Annotated in this window: 19 protein-coding genes and 1 riboswitch; of the genes, 14 read left to right on the top strand and 5 right to left on the bottom strand. The window is 44.2% G+C overall.

The features are described from left to right. Positions 1-25: 25 nt before the first annotated feature. The gene (locus M1K46_RS00400; protein WP_256224411.1) at positions 26-1,357 is read right to left on the bottom strand and encodes a murein hydrolase activator EnvC family protein; all 1,332 of its coding nucleotides are present in this window, start codon (positions 1,355-1,357) and stop codon (positions 26-28) included. Between the two features lie 268 nt (positions 1,358-1,625). Here M1K46_RS00400 and M1K46_RS00395 point away from each other — a divergent pair, with 268 nt between their 5' ends. Further along, complete coding sequence (locus M1K46_RS00395) at positions 1,626-2,684, top strand: M42 family metallopeptidase (RefSeq protein WP_256224410.1); 1,059 nt, start codon at positions 1,626-1,628, stop codon at positions 2,682-2,684. Positions 2,685-2,898: 214 nt separating this feature from the next. Here M1K46_RS00395 and M1K46_RS00390 read toward each other — a convergent pair whose 3' ends face one another. Both M1K46_RS00390 and M1K46_RS00385 read right to left on the bottom strand, forming a co-directional pair. Then, positions 2,899-3,744: a dimethylarginine dimethylaminohydrolase family protein gene (locus tag M1K46_RS00390; protein WP_256224409.1), complete on the bottom strand. Its 846-nt coding sequence runs from the start codon at positions 3,742-3,744 to the stop codon at positions 2,899-2,901. A 107-nt stretch (positions 3,745-3,851) separates the two neighbouring features. Then, positions 3,852-5,468, bottom strand: coding sequence for a M20/M25/M40 family metallo-hydrolase (locus M1K46_RS00385; protein ID WP_256224408.1), 1,617 nt, complete (start codon positions 5,466-5,468; stop codon positions 3,852-3,854). A 160-nt stretch (positions 5,469-5,628) separates the two neighbouring features. Here M1K46_RS00385 and M1K46_RS00380 point away from each other — a divergent pair, with 160 nt between their 5' ends. From M1K46_RS00380 to M1K46_RS00320, 13 genes are all read left to right on the top strand, one after another. Then, positions 5,629-6,333, top strand: coding sequence for an ABC transporter ATP-binding protein (locus M1K46_RS00380; protein ID WP_256224407.1), 705 nt, complete (start codon positions 5,629-5,631; stop codon positions 6,331-6,333). Then, positions 6,317-7,645, top strand: coding sequence for an ABC transporter permease (locus tag M1K46_RS00375; protein WP_256224406.1), 1,329 nt, complete (start codon positions 6,317-6,319; stop codon positions 7,643-7,645). Before M1K46_RS00380 ends, M1K46_RS00375 begins: the two co-directional genes overlap by 17 nt. Positions 7,646-7,928: 283 nt before the next feature. Next, positions 7,929-8,624: a peptidase E gene (locus M1K46_RS00370; RefSeq protein ID WP_256224405.1), complete on the top strand. Its 696-nt coding sequence runs from the start codon at positions 7,929-7,931 to the stop codon at positions 8,622-8,624. An 86-nt stretch (positions 8,625-8,710) separates the two neighbouring features. Next, positions 8,711-9,304 carry a superoxide dismutase family protein gene (locus M1K46_RS00365; protein WP_256224404.1) on the top strand — a complete coding sequence of 198 codons (594 nt, stop codon included), beginning with the start codon at positions 8,711-8,713 and terminating at the stop codon, positions 9,302-9,304. 157 nt (positions 9,305-9,461) lie between these two features. After that, a riboswitch (purine riboswitch) is annotated at positions 9,462-9,563 on the top strand. A gap of 149 nt (positions 9,564-9,712) precedes the next feature. Beyond that, on the top strand, positions 9,713-10,309 hold the full coding sequence (locus M1K46_RS00360; RefSeq protein ID WP_256224403.1) for a xanthine phosphoribosyltransferase: 597 nt from the start codon (positions 9,713-9,715) through the stop codon (positions 10,307-10,309). Further along, positions 10,306-11,625, top strand: coding sequence for a nucleobase:cation symporter-2 family protein (locus M1K46_RS00355; protein ID WP_256224402.1), 1,320 nt, complete (start codon positions 10,306-10,308; stop codon positions 11,623-11,625). Before M1K46_RS00360 ends, M1K46_RS00355 begins: the two co-directional genes overlap by 4 nt. A gap of 127 nt (positions 11,626-11,752) precedes the next feature. After that, positions 11,753-11,884 (top strand): hypothetical protein, encoded by a 132-nt coding sequence (locus M1K46_RS00350; protein WP_255357545.1) that lies wholly within the window; start codon positions 11,753-11,755, stop codon positions 11,882-11,884. 239 nt (positions 11,885-12,123) lie between these two features. Further along, positions 12,124-12,861, top strand: coding sequence for a UMP kinase (pyrH, locus tag M1K46_RS00345; RefSeq protein ID WP_256224401.1), 738 nt, complete (start codon positions 12,124-12,126; stop codon positions 12,859-12,861). Positions 12,862-13,069: 208 nt separating this feature from the next. Beyond that, positions 13,070-13,846, top strand: coding sequence for a hypothetical protein (locus M1K46_RS00340; RefSeq protein ID WP_053357248.1), 777 nt, complete (start codon positions 13,070-13,072; stop codon positions 13,844-13,846). A 152-nt stretch (positions 13,847-13,998) separates the two neighbouring features. Further along, complete coding sequence (locus M1K46_RS00335; protein ID WP_256224400.1) at positions 13,999-15,081, top strand: copper resistance D family protein; 1,083 nt, start codon at positions 13,999-14,001, stop codon at positions 15,079-15,081. A 111-nt stretch (positions 15,082-15,192) separates the two neighbouring features. Further along, positions 15,193-16,284, top strand: a complete 1,092-nt coding sequence (locus M1K46_RS00330) for an MBL fold metallo-hydrolase (protein WP_256224399.1) — start codon at positions 15,193-15,195, stop codon at positions 16,282-16,284. An 85-nt stretch (positions 16,285-16,369) separates the two neighbouring features. Then, entirely contained in the window at positions 16,370-16,621 is a 252-nt protein-coding gene (locus M1K46_RS00325) for a YusU family protein (RefSeq protein ID WP_256224398.1), read from the top strand. Between the two features lie 301 nt (positions 16,622-16,922). After that, positions 16,923-17,840: a proline dehydrogenase family protein gene (locus M1K46_RS00320; RefSeq protein WP_053358484.1), complete on the top strand. Its 918-nt coding sequence runs from the start codon at positions 16,923-16,925 to the stop codon at positions 17,838-17,840. A gap of 313 nt (positions 17,841-18,153) precedes the next feature. Here M1K46_RS00320 and M1K46_RS00315 read toward each other — a convergent pair whose 3' ends face one another. Both M1K46_RS00315 and M1K46_RS00310 read right to left on the bottom strand, forming a co-directional pair. Further along, positions 18,154-19,698, bottom strand: a complete 1,545-nt coding sequence (locus tag M1K46_RS00315; protein WP_256224397.1) for an alpha/beta hydrolase — start codon at positions 19,696-19,698, stop codon at positions 18,154-18,156. A 91-nt stretch (positions 19,699-19,789) separates the two neighbouring features. Beyond that, positions 19,790-20,575 (bottom strand): 3-hydroxybutyrate dehydrogenase, encoded by a 786-nt coding sequence (locus M1K46_RS00310; protein ID WP_256224396.1) that lies wholly within the window; start codon positions 20,573-20,575, stop codon positions 19,790-19,792. Positions 20,576-20,641 lie beyond the last annotated feature (66 nt).

Below are 20,641 nucleotides of genomic sequence, written 5' to 3'. Positions count from 1 at the left end.
TTTCGGCCAGTTCTTTTTCATCGTTTTATTGAATGTAAGGAAGCGGGTTAACCGCATTGGTTTTGTTTACGTTCCACGGGCCTTTGTGAAGCTCAAAGTGAAGATGCTGGCCAGTAGAATGTCCTGTACTGCCCATATGTCCAAGAGTTTGGCCCTGGGATACGGTTTGTCCTGTGCTCACTGCACGGTCTCTCATATGTGCGTAAACCGTTGTATAAAGCTGTCCATCGATGTAATGAGACAGGAATACAACATTACCATACGTAGAAGACGTATATGAGCGTGCTACTGTACCGGATGCAGAAGCATGAATCGGAACATAGCCAGCCTTGGCAATATCAATCCCGGCATGAAACTTGTTCCATCTTGAACCGAGCTGAGAAGTTACATAGCCAGCTGACGGGAAGATGAAAGATCTTGCCGCACTCGGTGCTTCATAAGAAGGCTCAGGCGCTGGAGCAGGAGCAGGTGCTGGCGCCGGTGAAGAATGTCGGGAAGGCTGCTTCGCTTTTTCCCTTGCTGCACGTTCAGCTGCTTCTTTTTGCTGTGCTGCACGTTTTGCTGCGGCCGCTTTTTCTGCTGCTTCACGGCGGGCGCGTTCAGCTGCTTCTTTTTTTGCTCTGGCAATCTCTGCTTTAATCGCTTTCTCTTGATCGGCAAGAAGTGCGTCTTTTTCTACCAGCTTGCCAATGTCATCATGAAGATGCTGCTCTTCACTTCTGAGGCTTTTCATGATTTTGTTTTTCTTGGCTTTATTGTCTTTTAATTGGCTGTTAAGAGAATTCAAATCTGATAGTTTGCTGTTTAAAGAGGCAAGCTGGGACTCAACCTGCTGCTTCTTTTTTTCGACAGCTTCTTTGTCGCGTTTATGTTCTTCAAGAATTGTCTTATCTTGTTCGGCAATGATATTCAGGCTGATCATGCGGTCAAGAAAATCACCGAATCCTTGGGAACCGAGAAGAACGTCAAGGTATTTTACGGCACCGCCATTTTCATACATGTTACGGACACGGTTTTTTAATAGGGCGTCGCGTTCTTCGATTCGTTTTTCCAGGACAGCAATTTCATTTTGAAGCTGCGCAATGTTTGCTTTTGTTTCAGCGATTTCATTTTTCTTTGTCTGAATATCGCCAGTTGTTTTTTTCAAAGAAGCTTCAAGCTTGTCCAGCTCTTTAAGAAGCTGGTCCTGTTCACCCTGAACCTCTTTGACTTGTTTGTTTTTCTTTGATTTTTCAATGTGGTTTTCAGCTTGCTTTTGTTGAATGTCTTTTAATGTTTCAGCGGATGCTGTTGTATATGTAAATCCGGATAGTCCAATGGTTAATGATAAAGTTGCTGTTAAAATCTTACTTTTCAACTATAAGTCCCCCTCAATGTGCAAATGTTACCAATCTATAAATCACAAAAGTAATTATATCACTTAAAAACCGGTTATTTTCGTGAAATAATATTACAGTTATATTTCAAAATGTTACAAAATACGAGTTGAAGTGACATTAAGTTATATTTTTACTTTAAAAGGAATTTTTATGGGAATAAAATAGACTGTGTGGTATATTTAATAAAAAAGTCTTACTATTAAAAAAGCTGATGAATGATAGAAATAAAAGAGGAGTGAATCAGCAATGGATCAACTGCTGACGATGCTGAAAGATTTAACAGATGCACCCGGTGTGCCCGGGAATGAGAGAGCTGCCAGAAAAGTGATGGAAAACTACATATCTCCCTATGCTGACCGAATAGCCCATGATCATCTTGGAAGCCTGATCGCAGAGAAGAAGGGGAATTCGGATGGGCCGCGTATTATGATCGCAGGCCATTTGGATGAGGTCGGATTTATGGTCACCAATATTACAGAGAAAGGTTTTCTTCGAGTGGAGGCCCTTGGCTTCTGGTGGATGCAAAATATGATGGCCCACCGTGTAAAAGTCATTACGAGAAAGAAAGAGTTAACGGGAATCCTCGGCTTTAAGTTTCCGGATGTCCGCAACTTAAAGAAAACGGTAGAAATAAAGGATATGTTTGTGGACATTGGAGCGGAGAGCAGACAGCAAGCGGAAGCGTTTGGTGTAAGGCCTGGAGACTCTGTTGTTCCTGACACTGAATTTTCTGTTTTGGAAAACCCTAAATATTTAGCAGCGAAAGCTTGGGACAACCGGATTGGATGTGCTGCATCTATTGAAGTCATGAAAGCCTTGCACAATCAGGAACACAGCAATACCGTTTATGGCGTAGGGACCATTCAGGAGGAAGTTGGCTCCCGCGGAGCAAAAACCTCTGCAGCAGCCATCTCACCTGATGTGATGTTTGCGGTAGATGTAACGGTTGCAGATGATGTACCTGGAGACAGGGGATTTGTAAAAACCGGAAAAGGTCCTGCTATTATTTTAAAAGACAACTATCATATTCCGCATAAAGGATTAAGAGACTTTGTGATTCAAGTGGCGGAGGAGGAAGACATTCCTTATCAGCTGGCTACTCTTGAAAGTGGAGGAACGGATGCAGGAGAAGCTCAATTTGATGGCAAGGGCGTTCCCGCTTTATCCATCACCGTTCCTACCCGGTACATCCACAGCCACAACAGCATCCTGCACCGAGATGATTTTGAAAATACGGTTAAGCTGGTCACCGCCTGTGTGGCAAGAATGGATAACGATTGGCTCGAACGTCTGCACGCCGAATAAGAAAGCAACAAAGGGGCTGTCCAGAAAGTCGAAAATTGACCTTCAGGCAGCCCCTTTTTGGCTTGAAAAATCTTCAATGAAAAGTTAATTGAAGTGGAAGATGCGAGACTCCTGGGGGACTAGCGTGACAGGTGAGACTCCCGCCAGTGCTTGCACCAAGAGGCTCACCGCACGCCCCGCGGAAAGCGAGCAGCCTGGAACGGAAATCAACAGCTTACAGACTTCTTGGACAGCCCCTTTTACGGTTCAGTGGAAGAGTGCAGCATCGAAAGGCACCACCGGATTTTATGATTTCAGATATATCGACCTCGATCACTTCATAACCGTTTTCTCTTAATTTTGCGTTAATCTCCTTGTTGACGGGCAGACCAAGAACCGTTTTATTGCCAATCGAGAGAATATTTGTGCCAAGCGTGAACTGCTCTTCTTTATTAATCTCGATCGTTTTATATCTTGAAGTTAGTAGTTTAAGTTCTTCTTCATGAAAAGCGGGCGGATAAATGATCGCTTCCTCAGGTGAAAGAATGTTGAATACACAATCCAGATGCAAGTATTTTTCGTTGAAGGGCACCGGAATAACATTGTAATCAGGCTCATGCTGCATCAGGCTTTCTATCGCCGCCCTGCTCGTCCTGTGGCTGACGCCTACAAAGACCGTCTTGCGGTCCAGCAGGACATCACCGCCTTCAATGCTGTCGTTCTTTAAGTCTTTAATGGTGATATGTTCTTCATTCATCCATTCTTTTAATACTTTTTCTTCTCCCTGTCTGATCTCCCGTCCCATCTCTGAAATGTAGAGGGTGTGGCCGATCGTGAATCCGATATCGCGGGTAAACACCTGCTCCGGATATTTTTCAAGAGGAGGAAGCTGGTGGACTTTAATCCCTCTGTCCTCCAATGCTTTGGAAAACTGCTTATGCTGCTGCATGGCTAATTCAGTGTCTATGTTTTCATCTGCGTAATATTTTTGAGTTTCGTTGATGACTTCCCGGATTTTCATGAATTTAGGCTGACAAAGAATTACGTCTTTTAATGCTTCATACTCACTATAGCAGGCCATATTTCCCCCCCGTTTTCATAAATTCTTTTACATGGCAGGTTAAAGCTGACAACGACTCCATCTGCTATTCTTGCCACGAACGGGATAAAACATGCCATTAAACCTTACTATTCATTTGTCAACAGCTTGGAAATGGTATAGGAAATCAAGTCCTGTGTTTGAACGAATGAGTTCACATGAAGCCGTTCTGTCCATTTGTGCGCATCACGTCCCAGCGGACCGAGATTCATAACCGGCATTGTCATTGCTGCCATCTCATCGATCGGCAGCTTGTACCGCTCACCGAATATCGGCATGTTTTCAAGTAATGGTTTTAGTTCGTTCTTTTCATATGGTAAGCCGATGTAGCTTAGATCAGAAAGCCCGGCAAAATAATTCTGTTTTCTTAGAGTGATCTGATGCTTTTCTTTTGCAAACTGAATGACTTCACGGGAGGTTTGCTGAATGAGTGCATCATCCTTGGAACAGACAGCCGGATAAAAAGGCGGAGCATAAAACAAAACCATCATCGGCGCGTACTGCTTGCATAAGCTTGCCAGGTCATTCACCAGCATGGTCGTAACATCGCGGTCATCCAGATGAGGATGGTTGGACAGGATATAATTTTCACGCCTTGTGATTTCTTCCTGTCCGTGCAGTTCGACCGCACGCTGATACAGTTCTTGAAAAGTGAAAACGGATATGGAGGTTTCTTTTACATCAAAAGGGACAAGTTTCGAATATTGCAGGGAACGCTCATATAAAAAGGATTCTATCTGCTTTGCTGCTTTCTTGGCGAGTGTTAAAAGCTGCGTGTTGATATCCCCCAATGATCTTTCCATCATAAGCAGATTGAACATGGTCACGGCAACATGCGGAATCTGGACAGAATAATGATCTTTTAAGTCTTTTTGAACGAGGTTGGTTGGAGGAGGAATCGCTTCATCGTCCATCGTTTCACAAAAGTCCATGTTCAACTCAAGCATTCTTGTAATTTCTGAGGCCATGAGATTTCCGTTTAAACCGCCAAAAGGCTCGCCGACATGTGTTTCGCGGCCATAACAAAGAAATCCGGGCAATATTTTGCCTACCGTCCCTGTATACAAATAGTGGTTCTGGTCACCGGGATAACGGGTAAAGGCAGGTTCCCCGTTCAAACAGGCTTTGTACGTAATGCTGTACTGTTTCTTCAGCTGCTCTAATACCGGTACAGCAGCAAGCATTCCCGCAGAATTAACTTCTTCATCGGGTACAGATACCATGAGGATGTTTCCTGGGAATTTACCGTGTGCTGCTTGCTCGACCATAGACAGATGGAGGGCAACACCGGCTTTCATATCCATGGTTCCCCGTCCGAACAGCCAATCTTCTTCCTCTATTTCTTCTTTTAAACCATCAGGCAGTGTATCAGCTTGGTAAAACTGTTCTGTTAATTCAGAAGGCCGAAAAGCTAAATGCTTCCAATCTCCGAAATCTTCCACATTGACGACATCGAAATGGCTAAGAAGGATGATTGTATCCTCGTGTGAGCCGTTCTGTACAAAAGCGGTTAATAGTTTTCGACCATCAGGCATAGGCTGAAGCTGCAAATGATCAGGTTTTTCTTTGAAATAATCGAGAGACCCCAGCGTGTAATAGAGATGTTCGGCCATCGCAATCTCTGCTGGCTGCTGAGAGATACTCGGAATTTCCACAAGCTCTTTTACAAGGGCTGTCAACGCTTCTTTGTTTTGCCATCTAAACATACGATCTCCTCATTTCCCTTCATTTTCTTGATTCTATTATCCTACCATAAACTTTTAAAATCTTAAGAAAGTTTGAAGGTTTCAAGGGAAGGATTGACATTGGAAAAAAATGTTAGTAACATGCGTGCTAGATAGAGTATTACACATGGAGGAAAAGGAAATGATTAACGTTCAACAGCTGTCTCATGAGTTTCGAATCGGACAAAAAGCAAAGGAAAGAATTGTTCCAGTTCTGCACAACATTACTCTTCAGGTGCGTAAAGGTGAGATTGTGGCGATTGTCGGCAAAAGCGGATCTGGAAAATCCACGCTGCTGAATTTAATCAGCGGTTATATTAAACCTGTTTCAGGAAAAATCCAGATCGATGGAACAGATGTTACTTCTTTTAAGGAGGGGGAGTGGTCAGATTTCCGGTTGAACCATCTTGGCTTTATTTTTCAAAGCTTTCAATTAATCCCAAGCATGACTGCCTTTGAAAATGTTCAGCTGCCGCTCGTTCTGAAAGGGGTGGACGAAAAACTTCGTATGAAACAGACAGAAGAGATTTTAGCGCGGGTCGGTTTGAGTGAATATGGAGGGCATTATCCAGGTGAACTCTCGGGTGGCCAGCAGCAAAGGGTGAGCATAGCCAGGGCATTGATCGTCAATCCACCCCTTATACTTGCGGATGAACCTACAGGGAGTTTGGACAGTGACAATGAAAAGGAGCTGCTTTCATTTATCCAAAAACTGAACCAAGACGATGGGATTACGTTTTTAATCATTACTCATGATGAAGAAGTAGCTCAGATCGCGCACCGAAAGATAGAGATTGTGGATGGCCATTTGAATGAGGGGAGAAGCTTTTATGAAGTTCAAAGATAGATACCGGTTTGTCCGGGCGAATATGAAAAAGAATAGAACAAGGGTATTTATGACAGTGCTTGCTGCCACAATCGGCTGTGCATTCTTGATTGTTTTAGCTTCCATAGGTTTTGGGATTCATAGAACGGCCATCAAGGATATCACGAACGGCAGGCTGATGACAGAGATTGAGGTGCATGGGGAAAAGCCCTTTACGATCAAGGAAGTGAATCAATTAGATAAACTGAAGAACACGAAAACGGTAACGAGAAAACAGAGGGTAGAAAACAACTTGGCCTACCATTTGGGAAGCTACAGGTCACAAGCCGAAACGATGGTCGCTTATATGCCCGCAGAAAAAAAAGCAGGATTTGAGCTAAACAGCGGTAAGATGCCTGTACATAAAAATGAAGTGATTGTCGGCTATGACTTTGCCAAGTCACTGATGAAAGAGATTCCGGAAAAAGTGAGGAAAGGTCTAAGTGAAAAAGAAGCTCAACAAAAGATGAAGGATAGCCAGTTTAAAGGGGAGGTACTCGGGGAAACTCTTGAGTTTGAAATTCAACAGCTGAGAGGGAAAAAGGTGGTCAAGAAAAAAATACCGGTTACCATTGCAGGTGTGGGCAAAAAACCTTCAAAGAAATGGTTTCTGAATGAGTCGGTTTTTATTTCTGAAGGGGTATTAAAAGAGATAGGGGCCTTCACTAAAACGCCGAGAGGAATAATGAACGGTCCGCAAAACTCAGCGACTGATGAGAAATACAATGTATTTACAGATGTTAAAGTCTACACCCATGATGCCGGTGAAGTAGAAGCCGTATCTAAAAAGATTGAGAAGCTGGGCTACAGTACCTATTCCGCACAAAACGAATTAAAGGAAATTAACGTCGTTTTCCTGATTATAAAGATCGGATTGATTACAGTTGGAACGGTAGCCGTATTGATTGCCTCGATTGGCATCTTCAACACGATGACAATGGCAGTCACTGAAAGGGTCCAAGACATTGGCATCATGAAAGCCATCGGAGCCCATCCGGGAGTCATCAAAAAGATTTTCTTGATGGAGAGCAGCTTTATCGGATTACTGGGTGCTTTTTTTGGAACGTTGATTGCCTATCTTTTTAGTTATGGTGTCAATATGTTTCTTCCTGTTCTGATCCAGCAATTTTTTCATGAAAAACCGCCTGAGAACTTTTATTTTTCCTATATTCCCGTTACGCTTCCGCTGATCTGCATCGCTATCTGTTTTGGCGTAACCCTGATATCCGGTTTGCGGCCAGCGGTAAGAGCCACCCAGGTGGACGTTCTGAAGGCGCTGCGTAGGGATATTTAATTCTAATAAACCGCCTTTCTAATAGAGGTGGTTTTTTTCTTACATAGTAAACTCTATAACTTCCTTTTCTTGATAAGATGAAGGCAGAAGAATTATGTCTTGAGAGGGAGACTAATCAATGAACTCAAAATTAAAAGACATTGGAACATGGCTGACAAACCATATTGAAATGGACTTTATTAATGAAAAATCAAGGCAACATCCGTTTATTCAGGATGAGCCTATTTGGTGAATCAAAAAAAATTAACGATAGAGGATTTAAAAACATAAGGAGGCGTTGATGTTGAAGCAGATCATAGCATTGGGCGGGGGCGGGTTTTCCATGGAACCCGAAAACCCTTTGTTGGATCAGTATATCTTGCGGCAATCTCTGAAGAAAAACCCGAAGATTTGCTTTTTGCCGACAGCGAGCGGTGATGCTGAAGGCTATATAGAGCGTTTCTATCAAGCCTTTAAAAAGCATGAGTGTGTTCCATCTCATCTCTCACTGTTCAAGCCGCCATCTGCCGATCTTAGAGGTTTTGTTCTTGAACAGGACGTGATGTACGTTGGAGGGGGCAACACTAGAAATCTTATGGTTTTATGGAGGGAGTGGGGGCTGGATCATATTTTGAGAGAAGCCTATGAAAAGGGCATTGTCCTTGCCGGCATCAGTGCCGGGTCGCTTTGCTGGTTTGAAGAAGGAGTCACCGATTCCATCCCAGGCCAGCTGACCCAGATATCTTGTCTCGGGATTCTGAAAGGAAGCAACTGCCCTCATTACGACGGGGAAAAGGACAGACGGCCTTCGTATCATGACCTCATTCTGCATGGTTTATCGGAAGGGTATGCAGCTGACGACGGAGCAGCACTTCATTTTATGAATGGAGAGCTTACGAAAGCAGTAAGTTCAAGGCCCCATGCCAAAGGATACAAGGTTTCGAAAGTCAGCGGCAAAATTAACGAAGAAGTCCTTCCAACGGATTATTTAGGTTCTTAAAGGTTTAAAAATCCTCCTTCAAGGTCATCACATTAAGTGAGACTAGGTCATCACTTAAATGAGTTTACTATTAAGGAGGAGTTTTTATGAAGAAATGGACCATCGCTTTATGCGTCTTGATGATCTGTATGCTGCTCGCTGCGTGCGGCGGAACAGGCCAGGGAAATCATAAAAATCACAATATGAACAGTGAAAAAAAATCAGAAGGAGCATCCAGCATGGCAAAGACAAAGCCAGTTACGGTGGAGCTGATGGATGCGAAAGGCAAGAAAGCCGGTACGGCAACACTGGAGCAGGCAGCTGAAGGGGTAAAAGTAAATGTGGAGGCGACAGGTCTTACCCCAGGTGAACACGGAATCCACTTTCATGAAAAAGGAGTTTGTGAAGCGCCGAAGTTTGAATCAGCAGGAAAGCATTTTAATCCAACAAGCAAAATGCATGGTTTCAAAAACCCGAAAGGCCCGCATGTGGGGGATCTGAAGAATATAAAAGCAGATTCATCCGGTAAAGCGACAGGTGACCTCATGTCTTCCCTCGTTACCCTTCAGGAAGGCAAGAGCAATTCCCTCCTGAAAGAGGGTGGCACTGCCCTTGTCGTTCATGCAAAAGCGGATGACTACAAGACCGATCCTACCGGAAATTCGGGAGACCGCGTCCTGTGCGGGGTTATCAAGAAATAACAGGTTGGAAGCCGGCTCGTCCTGTTAGAATTGAGCCGGCTTTTTTAAATTAGATAGTTTGGATTTTTCAAACTTTTTTATATTGTACAAAGCGATTCTTTGGTATTTTCACTTTTTTTCCGAACGATACTTCCTTTTTTGAGGAAATTATTTTATAATGTGTCTAACTTCATAGACTCGTATAATAGCAGGGATATGGCCTGCAAGTCTCTACCGGATTGCCGTAAATGATCCGACTACGGGTGTCGCTTAAATCGTTCTGTTTTTATTTGCACGTGCTGCAGGTGAAAACCTTTCGATTTTTTACCTTTCGGGTACATATGATGGCTCGGAGAAACGCTTCACTCACGTAGGGAGGCGCTTTTCCGGGTCTTTTTTTGTCAGTAAACCGTAAAGGAGATATATATCATGAACTTTCTTGAAGAAGTAATCCTAAAAGAAGGACAGGCACTTTCGGATCAGGTGCTCAAAGTGGATTCCTTTTTGAATCATCAGATTGATCCTCAAGTGATGCAGAAGGTTGGCCAGGAGTTCGCTCGCCTGTATCGAAGCGAGGGCATTACAAAAGTACTTACGATTGAATCATCAGGTATCGCTCCTTCTGTCATGGCCGGTCTCGAGCTGGGTGTTCCGGTTGTATTTGCCCGGAAACGCAAATCGCTGACCCAGAATGGTGATCTTTTGACAGCGAAAGTCTATTCGTTTACGAAAGAAGAAGAAAATGAAATCTCCGTTTCGAAAAAATGGCTAAAAGCGGGTGAGAAGGTCCTCGTGATAGATGATTTTCTTGCTCATGGAGAAGCTGCACTCGGCTTGGCGAACCTTGTAGAAGAAGCTGGAGCAGAAGTCGCCGGGTTTGGCATTGTAATTGAAAAATCGTTCCAGTCTGGACGTGAGAAGCTTTTGAAAAAAGGTTACAGGGTTGAGTCGTTGGCAAGAGTCGCTTCTCTTTCCAATGGTTCCATTACGTTCACCAGAAGCGGACAGGAGGCTTGGAGTTTATGAAAATGACCAACGGCAAGTTATTCTCACTCGGCATTCAGCATGTGCTTGCGATGTATGCAGGGGCCGTTATCGTACCTTTGATCGTTGGCGGAGCATTGAAGCTTTCAACCGAACAGCTCGCCTATCTGGTTTCCATTGATTTGTTGACCTGCGGGCTGGCAACCCTTTTGCAGGTTTGGAATAACCGCTTTTTCGGAATCGGCCTTCCGGTTGTTCTCGGCTGTACGTTCACTGCCGTCGGACCGATGATCGCAATTGGGTCTCAGTATGGAATCTCTGCGATCTATGGTTCAATCCTGGTATCAGGACTGGCTGTTGTGCTGCTTGCTGGCGTTTTCGGCAAGATCATTAAACTGTTCCCTCCGGTTGTTACGGGTTCAGTTGTAACGATTATTGGTGTAACGCTTATTCCTGTCGCGATTCAGGATATGGCCGGGGGGCAGGGCAGCAAAGATTTCGGCTCACCGGACAATCTGATGCTTTCTTTCGGCGTTCTTGCGTTTATCATTATTGTTTACCGATTGTTTACAGGCTTTATCCGGGCGGTTTCCATCTTGCTTGGACTTCTTGCAGGTACGGTTGCTGCCAGTTTCATGGGTAAAGTGGATTTCGGACCTGTTGCGGATGCTTCCTGGTTCCATATGGTCAAACCTTTTTACTTCGGTCCTCCAACGTTTCATGCCAGCGCCATATTGACGATGGTTCTCGTTGCGATCGTGAGTATGATTGAGTCAACGGGTGTATTCCTTGCGTTAGGAAAAATCTGCGGCAAAGAGATCAGCCCCGAACAGATGACAAAAGGTTACCGTGCGGAAGGGTTCGCTGTAATGCTGGGTGGAGTTTTCAATGCTTTCCCTTATACGACCTATTCACAAAATGTAGGTCTCGTTCAGCTATCGGGCATCCGTACGAAAAATGTCATCTATACAGCGGGAGGCATGTTGATGGTTCTCGGTCTTGTCCCAAAGGTTGCAACAGTGACGACCTTGATCCCAACTCCAGTTATGGGAGGTGCGATGGTCGCCATGTTCGGAATGGTGGTCGCTTCTGGAATTAAAATGCTGAGTGATGTGGATTTTAACAAACAGGAAAATCTTCTGATTATCGCTTGTTCCGTCGGGCTTGGCCTGGGAGTAACAGTGGAGCCGGATCTCTTTGCGAAGCTTCCGCAGGCTGTACGAATCTTAACTGATAACGGGATTGTAGCCGGAAGCCTCACAGCGATTGTTTTAAACCTGGTGTTTAATGCTGAACGGAAAAAGGTGAAGGTTCAAAACAGAAAAGAAGCAGCAGTGGGAGTATTAACTACGAAGTAAAACATGGTGCCAGGCACCGTAATTACACACTTGTGTAATGCGGGTGCCTGGCACCATGTTTTTACTTCCATAGATGTGGGTATATTGCAGGTAGATGAGTTAGCGACCAAGAGAGGAGAAATGCTTCATGAAATATTGCAAAGACTGCTTGAACATTCTGCACCATGGTACAGATGGCTGCACAGTATGTGATGGGACCAATACCCAGGATATCGTAATTACGGTTCTAAGCAACGAAAGAAAATTAGCATCCGCATAAGACATAGTGGTATGTCTTATTTTTTTTTGCTATTTTTCGATGAACTTTTTGGATCCTTCATCAATATAATGTAGAAGAAAAAGGAGGCGGGTCTCATGGATGTAAGAATAATTGATCGCGAATGGAATCATACCCGCCATAGGAAGAACAAAGCCTTTTAAGGGATTTGGTTCTTTTTTTTATGCATGGACAGACAACATCAGATCAAATGCTGATTTTACCTAGAGGGAGGAGAAGAAATGTTGAGGTATAAGAAGGTACTGATCAAATTAAGCGGCGGAGCAGTTGCAGGGCAAGGGAATTTTGGGTTCAATCCGCAAAAACTCAACCATATTGCACAGGAAATGATTAATGTAGCGAACTCTGGCGTTCAAGTATCTGCTGTGATAGGGGGAGGAAACATATTCAGAGGCAGCCTTGCTGAGCAATGGGGAATGAACAGGGTAGAAGCAGACCAGATTGGTACGTTAGGAACGGTGATCAACAGCTTAATGCTTAAAAGCGCTCTAAAGAGTTTGACGGACAGAGAAGTCATCGTCATGGCCTCAGAACCTCTCGCAGCTGCAGAGCATTATAACCGTGCTAAAAGTATAAAGTACCTTGAGCGGGGAAGTATTGTACTTTTTGCGGGAGGCAACGGGCAGCCCTTTGTTTCAACAGATTATCCAGCGGTTCAGCGCGCCCTGGAAATGGGGGCTGAAGCGTTGCTTGTTGCCAAGCATGGGGTAGATGGTGTATATTGCAGTGACCCTAAGGTAGAGAAGAAGGCCAAACGGTACGTCTCCCTCTCGTATGAAGAAGCCATAAAAAACAATTTAAAGGTCATGGACCAGACAGCAATGATACTGGCAAAGGACTTTCAGCTTCCGATTCACTTGTTTAACTTTGACCAGAAGGGCGCATTTTCGGAGATCTGCAAGAACGGCCACAATCCGGGAACAATTATCAGCAGCAATAAAACAATTGTTTTGATCTAGCCTATGCTGTCCAAAGAAAGTCGGCGGATCATACAGTATGTCACTGCCCTCTCCCCGAAAATCGGGATGGGGTTTCTTTACGTTTGGCTAATTCATTCCCTTTTGTTTACAATACATATATAGCCATATATGATTAATGGCTCACGAAATGATGTTAAGTTCTCATTTTCAAACGCAGTGGTTTCGGAAGTTAAGGAGGAACATTTTAATGAAACAAACGATGGACGATAAGATTAAAAACAGAAACAGCTGGTTTAAGATCATCCTGATCAGCCTGTTCTGCATGGTACTCATGTTTAAAGTAGCGACAGCAAAATTTACGTTTCATTTCTCGGATTTATTATCATTTATTTTAGCCGTATTTGCGATTGCCATCGCGGTGCTGTTTTACTCAAAGGTAAACGAGATTGTCCGCTTATTAGGGGGCAGCGCGCCGGGGCTCTTGAAACGAAACAAGAAAATGGAAAATACAGTGGCTTATGCTGAGAATGTGCCTGTTAAAAATGAAGAAGAATTGGTGCAAACACTTGAAGAACATAAAGACCAGCTAAAGCGGGTAAAAAAGGTTCAGAATGAAATCATCGACCGTCTGCTGCTGAGTCAAGATCTTGAGCAAGAAGACAAGAGAGATTACATTGATTACCTCCTGCAAAAAGAGAAGGAAGCAGCACTGATTCAGATGGAAGCGGACAAGGTATCGGCTCAGCTTGAGGAAGCGGATGAATTTGCAAACGGCCCTTCCCCTGCAGAAAGCGGGACAGTCAACAGCATCAATGATCTTGTGGCGGTCCTTGGAAAGGACGTCATTCTAGGTGCGACGTTCGATGAATTGAACCAAAAAGTAAAATCCATTCAGCCGACAATAAGCCAGGAGGTATCTGAGTCACTGCTGCAAGCAGGCTACGTGGATCAGAATTTCAACATCACAAGAAAAGGACTGAAAGAATTTCGCAGTACCGCCAAAAGAATGAAAAAAAGAGTCTAGTATGCATTAATAAAGCAAGTTTCCTTTAAGGAGCTTGCTTTTTTTATAAGGTAACCAACGGGGTGGCCGCATCCTCTATGTGGTGTCTCTTGTGAATTTATGGTAGATTACTAAAGGTATATACAAAACTACACAGGGGGATTTTTTCTCGTATGCTGTTTGTTGCGAAAGCTGTATTATATTTAGTTTTTTCACTTTTTATTGGAACGTTCCTTTTATATTCAATGCCTGTTGAGAAGCGTCCCTTTATTCATATGCACAAAAAGTGGCTGCTGGCTTGCATCTTCCTCATACCTGTTGCGGCTTTTTCCCAAGTTCTTGAGCTTGCGTTAAGTTTGGGAAAGGACTTTGGATTCTGGCCCACACTGAATGATATTTTATTTTCCTTTGATATCGGAAAGGGCTGGTTCTTTATTCTTGCCCTCTCTTTTCTATTGTTTGTTCTTGTTTATTTTAATGATGTCTCCAAGGACCGGTTTCTTGCTAAGCTATCTTTGTTTATCGGGGTCATGATCACGGCTGCTGTCGGCTATACGAGCCATGCCGCAACGCTGAATGAATGGGGAGGCCTTGCTGCTCATTCTCTCCACTTTCTTGCCGTAACCAGCTGGACAGGGACGTTGTTGGCCGTAAGCTGGCTCTCCAAAGACCGTGAGAAGATTCCTGTCTTTTTAAAATGGTTTACACCGTTTGCGCTAGTTTGTCTAAGTGTGACCATCGGTGCGGGGATCTGGCTCATGAGCTACATTGTTCCGCAATATTATAATTCATGGATGATGAACTACGGACAGGCTCTTTTGATCAAGCATGTGCTGCTTGTTGTTGTCATTTTTTACGCGCTGGTCAACTCGATTTGGATCCGGAGGAAAATGAGTGAGCCCTCGTTTTCACCATACAGGTGGATGAGGCTGGAAAGTGTGTTCCTTCTATTTATCTTTATTGCGACCTCCGTTATGGTACAGCAGGAACCTCCTCATGATGTATCGCAAACGCTGGCTTTTCAAAAGCCGTCACAGCTCTTTACCGCGTTTATTGAAAAGGGCGTGCATGCCGGGACATCAGTACATCTTGGTCCAAATGCCCTTACAGGACTGTTAGCTGCTGGTGCTCTTCTTTTACTTTTGGCCGCCATTTACTGTATCCGAAAGAGTGTCCGTTCATTATTTGTTTTCCTGCTGACTGCTGGATCAGCGTTGGTGCTGTATCTTGCTGTTATGTTCTCTGTATCGATTTGAATATAATAGACCGCATGCCTCGTGCATCGGTCTTTTTTGATGTTTAGGGCGGGAGTCATTGTATACTGAAAACAGGAACATACTAGTAAAAAAGAACAGGTGGAGAATCGTATGATGGCAGTTTTATTCACGATTATTGTGTTTTTGCTTTTTGTGTATTTTTTTATGAATGGGTACCCCGATTTTGGCAGAAGACCATCAAAGCAAAAAAGGGAGTCTTTTCAAAACTCTTTTCAATTTAAACATGATCATTTTGTGAATGAGACACCGACTGTGATGGACACCTCATTATCTACGACCCTCTCGATTGCCAAAGATTTTATTAAAGGAAATCCAATGGGAAGACCTGATCAACCGCTGAAAATGGTAAAACTCAAAGTACAGGATGGTCTCGAAAAGAACACAAGGATCACCTGGTTTGGCCATTCGGCCCTCATGCTGGAGATGGATGGCAAGCGCATACTTCTTGATCCGATGTTTGGACAAGCTCCTTCTCCTTTTCCTATGTTCGGAGGGAAGAGGTACAGCAAGATATTGCCTTTTACTATAGAAGATCTGCCTTTCATTGATGCGGTCTTTTTTTCACACGATCACTACGATCATCTTGATTACCGTTCCATCAAAAAATTGAAAGAGAAAGCAGGGCGGTTCTTTGTCCCGCTCGGAGTGGGGAGCCATCTGGAGAGTTGGGGAGTAGAATCCGGACGAATTAGTGAACATGACTGGTGGGATGAAATAGAGTGGGAAGGGCTTCATCTTGTCTGTACACCTGCCAGGCATTTTTCTGGGCGCAGTTTAATGGATCGGAACACGACTCTATGGTGTTCCTGGGTGATCAAAGGAAAGCAGTCTAAAATATTTTTTAGCGGGGACAGCGGGTATGGCCCTCATTTTAAAAATATTGGAGATCGATATGGCCCATTTGATGCAGCGATGATGGAATGCGGACAGTATGACGACCGCTGGTCAGAGATTCATATGATGCCAGAGGAAACGGTTCAGGCATTTATTGATGTGAAAGGTGACTTGCTTATTCCCATTCACTGGTCAGCATTTACGCTGGCGCTGCATGATTGGACTGATCCGATCGAACGCGTGACGAAAGAAGCGGGGAAAAGAAATGTTCCCGTTGCTGCTCCTCAAATTGGAGAAGCGGTTATCATTGGCACAGAGAATTACCCCCAAAGGGTTTGGTGGAAATAACATACAAGGAAAAGAAGTTCATGTTGATGGGCTTTCTTTTCCATATCGCTATTGTTACAATGACGGAAAATGGGAGGGAATCAACATGGAACAGCAGCTTCGCGAACTGTTTGATGGTCTATTGGAGAAATATACAGAATTGCTGCTTGGAGACAGTGATAAGGACAAGAAAGAAAAAGTGAAGATGTGGGCTTTATATACCTATATTGCTAAATCGATGCCTGCTCTTGTGAAACATTGGAACGAACGCTATCCAGAAGGCAAAGAAGGAATAAAAGAGATTATTTCAGAGATCAAGCAACTAAACGAACAGCACCGCCAGAATAGTGGAAAATAGTGGTATGAAGGGGGTTTTTGCTGGCTGGAAAGAAGAAATTCCCCTTCATGCCTCATATAATAAAGGTAAACAATGATGGTCTTGTAAGGTGAAGGTTTTCCGACAAAAAATGTCGAAATTTTTCAAAAAAGCCATTATTGTTAAAATAAATGATATTATTAAAGCGGATACATCATTGAAAGTTCAGTAAATTGTGCGGTGCCAGGCACCTTAATTACACACTTGTGTAATTCGGGTGCCTGGCACCGATAAAAGAGATAAATAGATGATTACTGATACTGAATTTATAGGGGGAAAAGATATGGAACAGGCGATGAGAGATTTCTTTCTGTTTCTTGCGAAGAACAAAACAATGACGAAGCTTGCAAAGAGGTACGGCCTCAAGTTTGGAGCGAGCCGCTTTGTTGCCGGAGCATCACTGGACAGCTCCATTTCAGCAATCAAAAAGCTGAATGAGAAAGGTATGCCTGTCACGATCGACCATTTAGGAGAGTTTGTCGACAACGAGCTCGAGGCGAAGGAAATGACGGAGCATTGTATCGATGCGATCAAAGCTATCGCAAAAGAGAACGTCAATTCCCAGCTTTCTTTAAAGCTGACTTCTATGGGTCTGGACATCAGTGATGACCTTGTGATGGCGAACATGCGCAAGATCATGGAAACTGCCCAGAAGCATAATGTATTCGTAACCATCGACATGGAGGATTACACGCGCTGCGGGAAAACGCTGGACATCTTCAAAAAGCTGAAAAGTGAATTTGATAATATTTCAACCGTTATTCAGGCTTACCTTTATCGTTCACTTGATGATGTGAAGGATTTAAATGATTACCATCCAAATCTTCGTCTTGTTAAGGGGGCATATAAGGAATCCTCTGAAGTCGCTTTCCCTGACAAAACTGATGTGGACGAAAACTATAAAAAACTAATTGAAACACACCTGTTGAATGGCAACTATACGGCTATTGCAACTCATGATGACGAAATCATCAACTATACAAAAGCGCTTGTTGAAAAGCACTCCATCCCGATGGATCAGTTTGAATTCCAGATGCTCTACGGCATTAAAGTGGAGCGCCAGGATCAACTCATGCAGGAAGGGTACAAAATGCGCATTTATGTCCCTTACGGAAACGACTGGTATGGCTACTTCATGCGCCGTCTGGCTGAACGTCCTGCCAACGTCATGTTTGTATTAAAAGGTGTATTTGGCAAGTAATAGTTGAAGGGGCTGTCCAGAAAGTCGAAAATTGACCTTCAGGCAGCCCCTTTTTGGCTTGAAAAATCTTCAATGAAAAGTTAATTGAAGTGGAAGATGCGAGACTCCTGCGGGACTAGCGTGACAGGTGAGACTCCCGCCGGTGCTTGCACCAAGAGGCTCACCGCACGCCCCGCGGAAAGCGAGCAGCCTGGAACGGAAATCAACAGCTTACAGACTTCTTGGACAGCCCCTTTGTTTTTCTGAATCGAAACGAGAGAGCACCCGGGCAGTATTCATACCGGGTGCTTTTTTCATTCTTATTGATGCTGTCCTATTTTCCGTCGACAGAGGTTGTCATCGGCTCCCGTTCTTTTCCGGTTTTTAGATCAATGACTTTTGCAGCGTCGTTTGGCGTTCCAACTTTCTTGCTATCCGGTGCTTTTTTGTGGTTCTCGACCCAGTCTACAAGGAGATCAAACGATTGATAGACGTAAGGAAGAAGCGGCTGCAGCTCCTTTTTAGCATCTGTGGCACTGTTCCAAACCAAACTGTCCACATGATTTCCCTTCTCGATGGTATACAACCGGTGAAGCTTGCCCCGGCCTTTCTTTTTGATGAGCTTGTCATATGGATCAGCATGGACAGACGGGAAGATGAGAGAATCCCATGAACCAGTCAGGCTGATCAGCGGCACGTTGATTTCACCTGTATTTTCAATGCCTTCTACGTTTTTTTTCACTTGTTCCGGGCGGGAGTTATAATCATAGCCTTGAAAAATGGAATCATAGGTGCGGTCGCGGACACCGTTCGTGAAGTTTAAGTAGTTTCTCCAGTCGAGACGGTTTGGAGCGGATGGATCCAGTTCATCTCTGTATATATTTAATGTTACAAACCAGTATACCTGGTCATGGTAGCTCCAAAGATTTTCTGATCCCTTCGGAAGGCCGGCTTTATATAACTCCTCGCGGGCGGCTTTTTGTTCTGCAGGAGTACCATACAGCGCTTTTTCTGCATGGTTGACAACAGGGGTGAGAGACGTGATCAGATTGGAATCATGAGCTCTCCATAATACACCTTCCCAATCGATGCCTCCGTCAAATAAAGGAGGATGCCCTGTTTTTTTCATGCCGTCATGCTCCAGCGCATAGCGGACGACATAGCCTCCATTGGATATGCCGACCGCATACGTCGGTACCCTGTGATGAGGGGTGATCAGTTTACTTGCGGGATTTTTTCTGTCGTTTCTCTTGATAAGCTGATCAGAATAGTGTTTAACGAGATAGTTTTGAGCGGCGATGGTTACTTGCCGGAACCTTTGGTGCCATTCGGGAATGCTGTCATCCTCACTGGCAAGAGCATTTTTCACTTTGGCAAAAGGATCATTAGGATCGGCTGTCCCTTGAGTCCCTTTATCAATGGCTGCAAATGCATATCCTTTAGCCAGCATAAAGTCACTGAAGAGAAGGTCTGTTGAGGTTTCATTTCGAGTAGCAGGGATACCGGAAACAACCAGCTTGCCGTTCCAATCATCTGGTACCCTGATCACAAAATGGGAATCATCAAAAATGCCGTTTACCTGAGTGCCGGTAATTTCGGCCGGCTGATACAGCTTGTTCCAGCCTGTTCCCTTTGACTTATCTCCCCAATTGTATGGAGCAAGACCAAGGTTTCCATAGACCGTTGCGGCTTCATACTGCTTCGGATTTTTCGTTGTCATCCAATTCCCGTTTTTTCCGTCAAAAATAGTTTCGGTGACACCGTGGGCACCTTTAAAATCAACTGGCTGCCTGGAACCCTTAGCAGCATGAACCTCTGATAGACTTGAAAAAAGCAATAGAGATGCAGCAGCTGTAATCCCAATCCATTTCCGTCTCACATCAATTCCTCCATTCTAAATAGAGAAGAGCCCTCCAGGATCACAGGCGGGCTCTTCTCGTTGTTAATATCTATTTTTCTCTCACTGATTTTTATTGAGCGGTGTATCCGCCGTCGATCACAACCGCCTGGCCAGTAACTCCTCCAGCCTTATCGCTTGCGAGGAAGATCGCATAATCAGAAATCTCCTTAACTGAAAGCAAACGTTTTTGGGGAACGAGAGGGTAGATGACCTCTTCCAGTACTTTTTCAAGTTCTACATTTCGGGTGCGTGCCAAGTCTGAAAGCTGGTTCCTTACAAGCGGCGTATCCACGTAGCCTGGGCAGATGGCATTTACAGTAACTCCATGTTCTGCACCTTCAAGGGCGGCTACTTTCGTCAGACCGATCACGCCGTGTTTGGCACTGTTATAGGCAGCTTTTCCGGCAAAACCCACAAGCCCATTGATGGATGCCATATTGATGATGCGTCCGAAGCCTTGTTTTTTCATGATCGGAAACGCGTGTTTCGTCGCCATGAACGGCGCAGTCAGCATCACTTTGATCAGTTGCTCAAATTTCTCAGTCGGGAACTCTTCAATGGGTGATACATGCTGCAGACCGGCGTTGTTGATGACGACATCCAGTCTTCCAAATTCGTGAACGGTATCATCCATCGCCCGTTTGAGCGCTTCTTCATCACTGACATCACAGGCTGTTCCTATAGCGTGATAGCCTTTATCTCTAAGTGACGAAGCAGCATCCTTGGCTTTTTCTTCATTTAAATCACAAATGGCCACCTGTGCCCCTTCCTTGGCAAAATCCATCGCGATCTCAAGTCCAATTCCGCTTGCAGCTCCTGTAATAAATGCGACTTTATCCTGTACTAAGCTTCCCATACCATTTTCTCCTTTTACATGTTGATGTAAGAATAAGCTGTGAAGAAATGTCTAGCTCCAGCACCC

Source organism: Fictibacillus sp. WQ 8-8, from assembly GCF_024494405.1.
Lineage (GTDB): Bacteria > Bacillota > Bacilli > Bacillales > Fictibacillaceae > Fictibacillus_C > Fictibacillus_C marinisediminis.
Note: the sequence above shows the minus strand (reverse complement) of the source record. Positions and strands in the feature narration are given on the sequence as shown.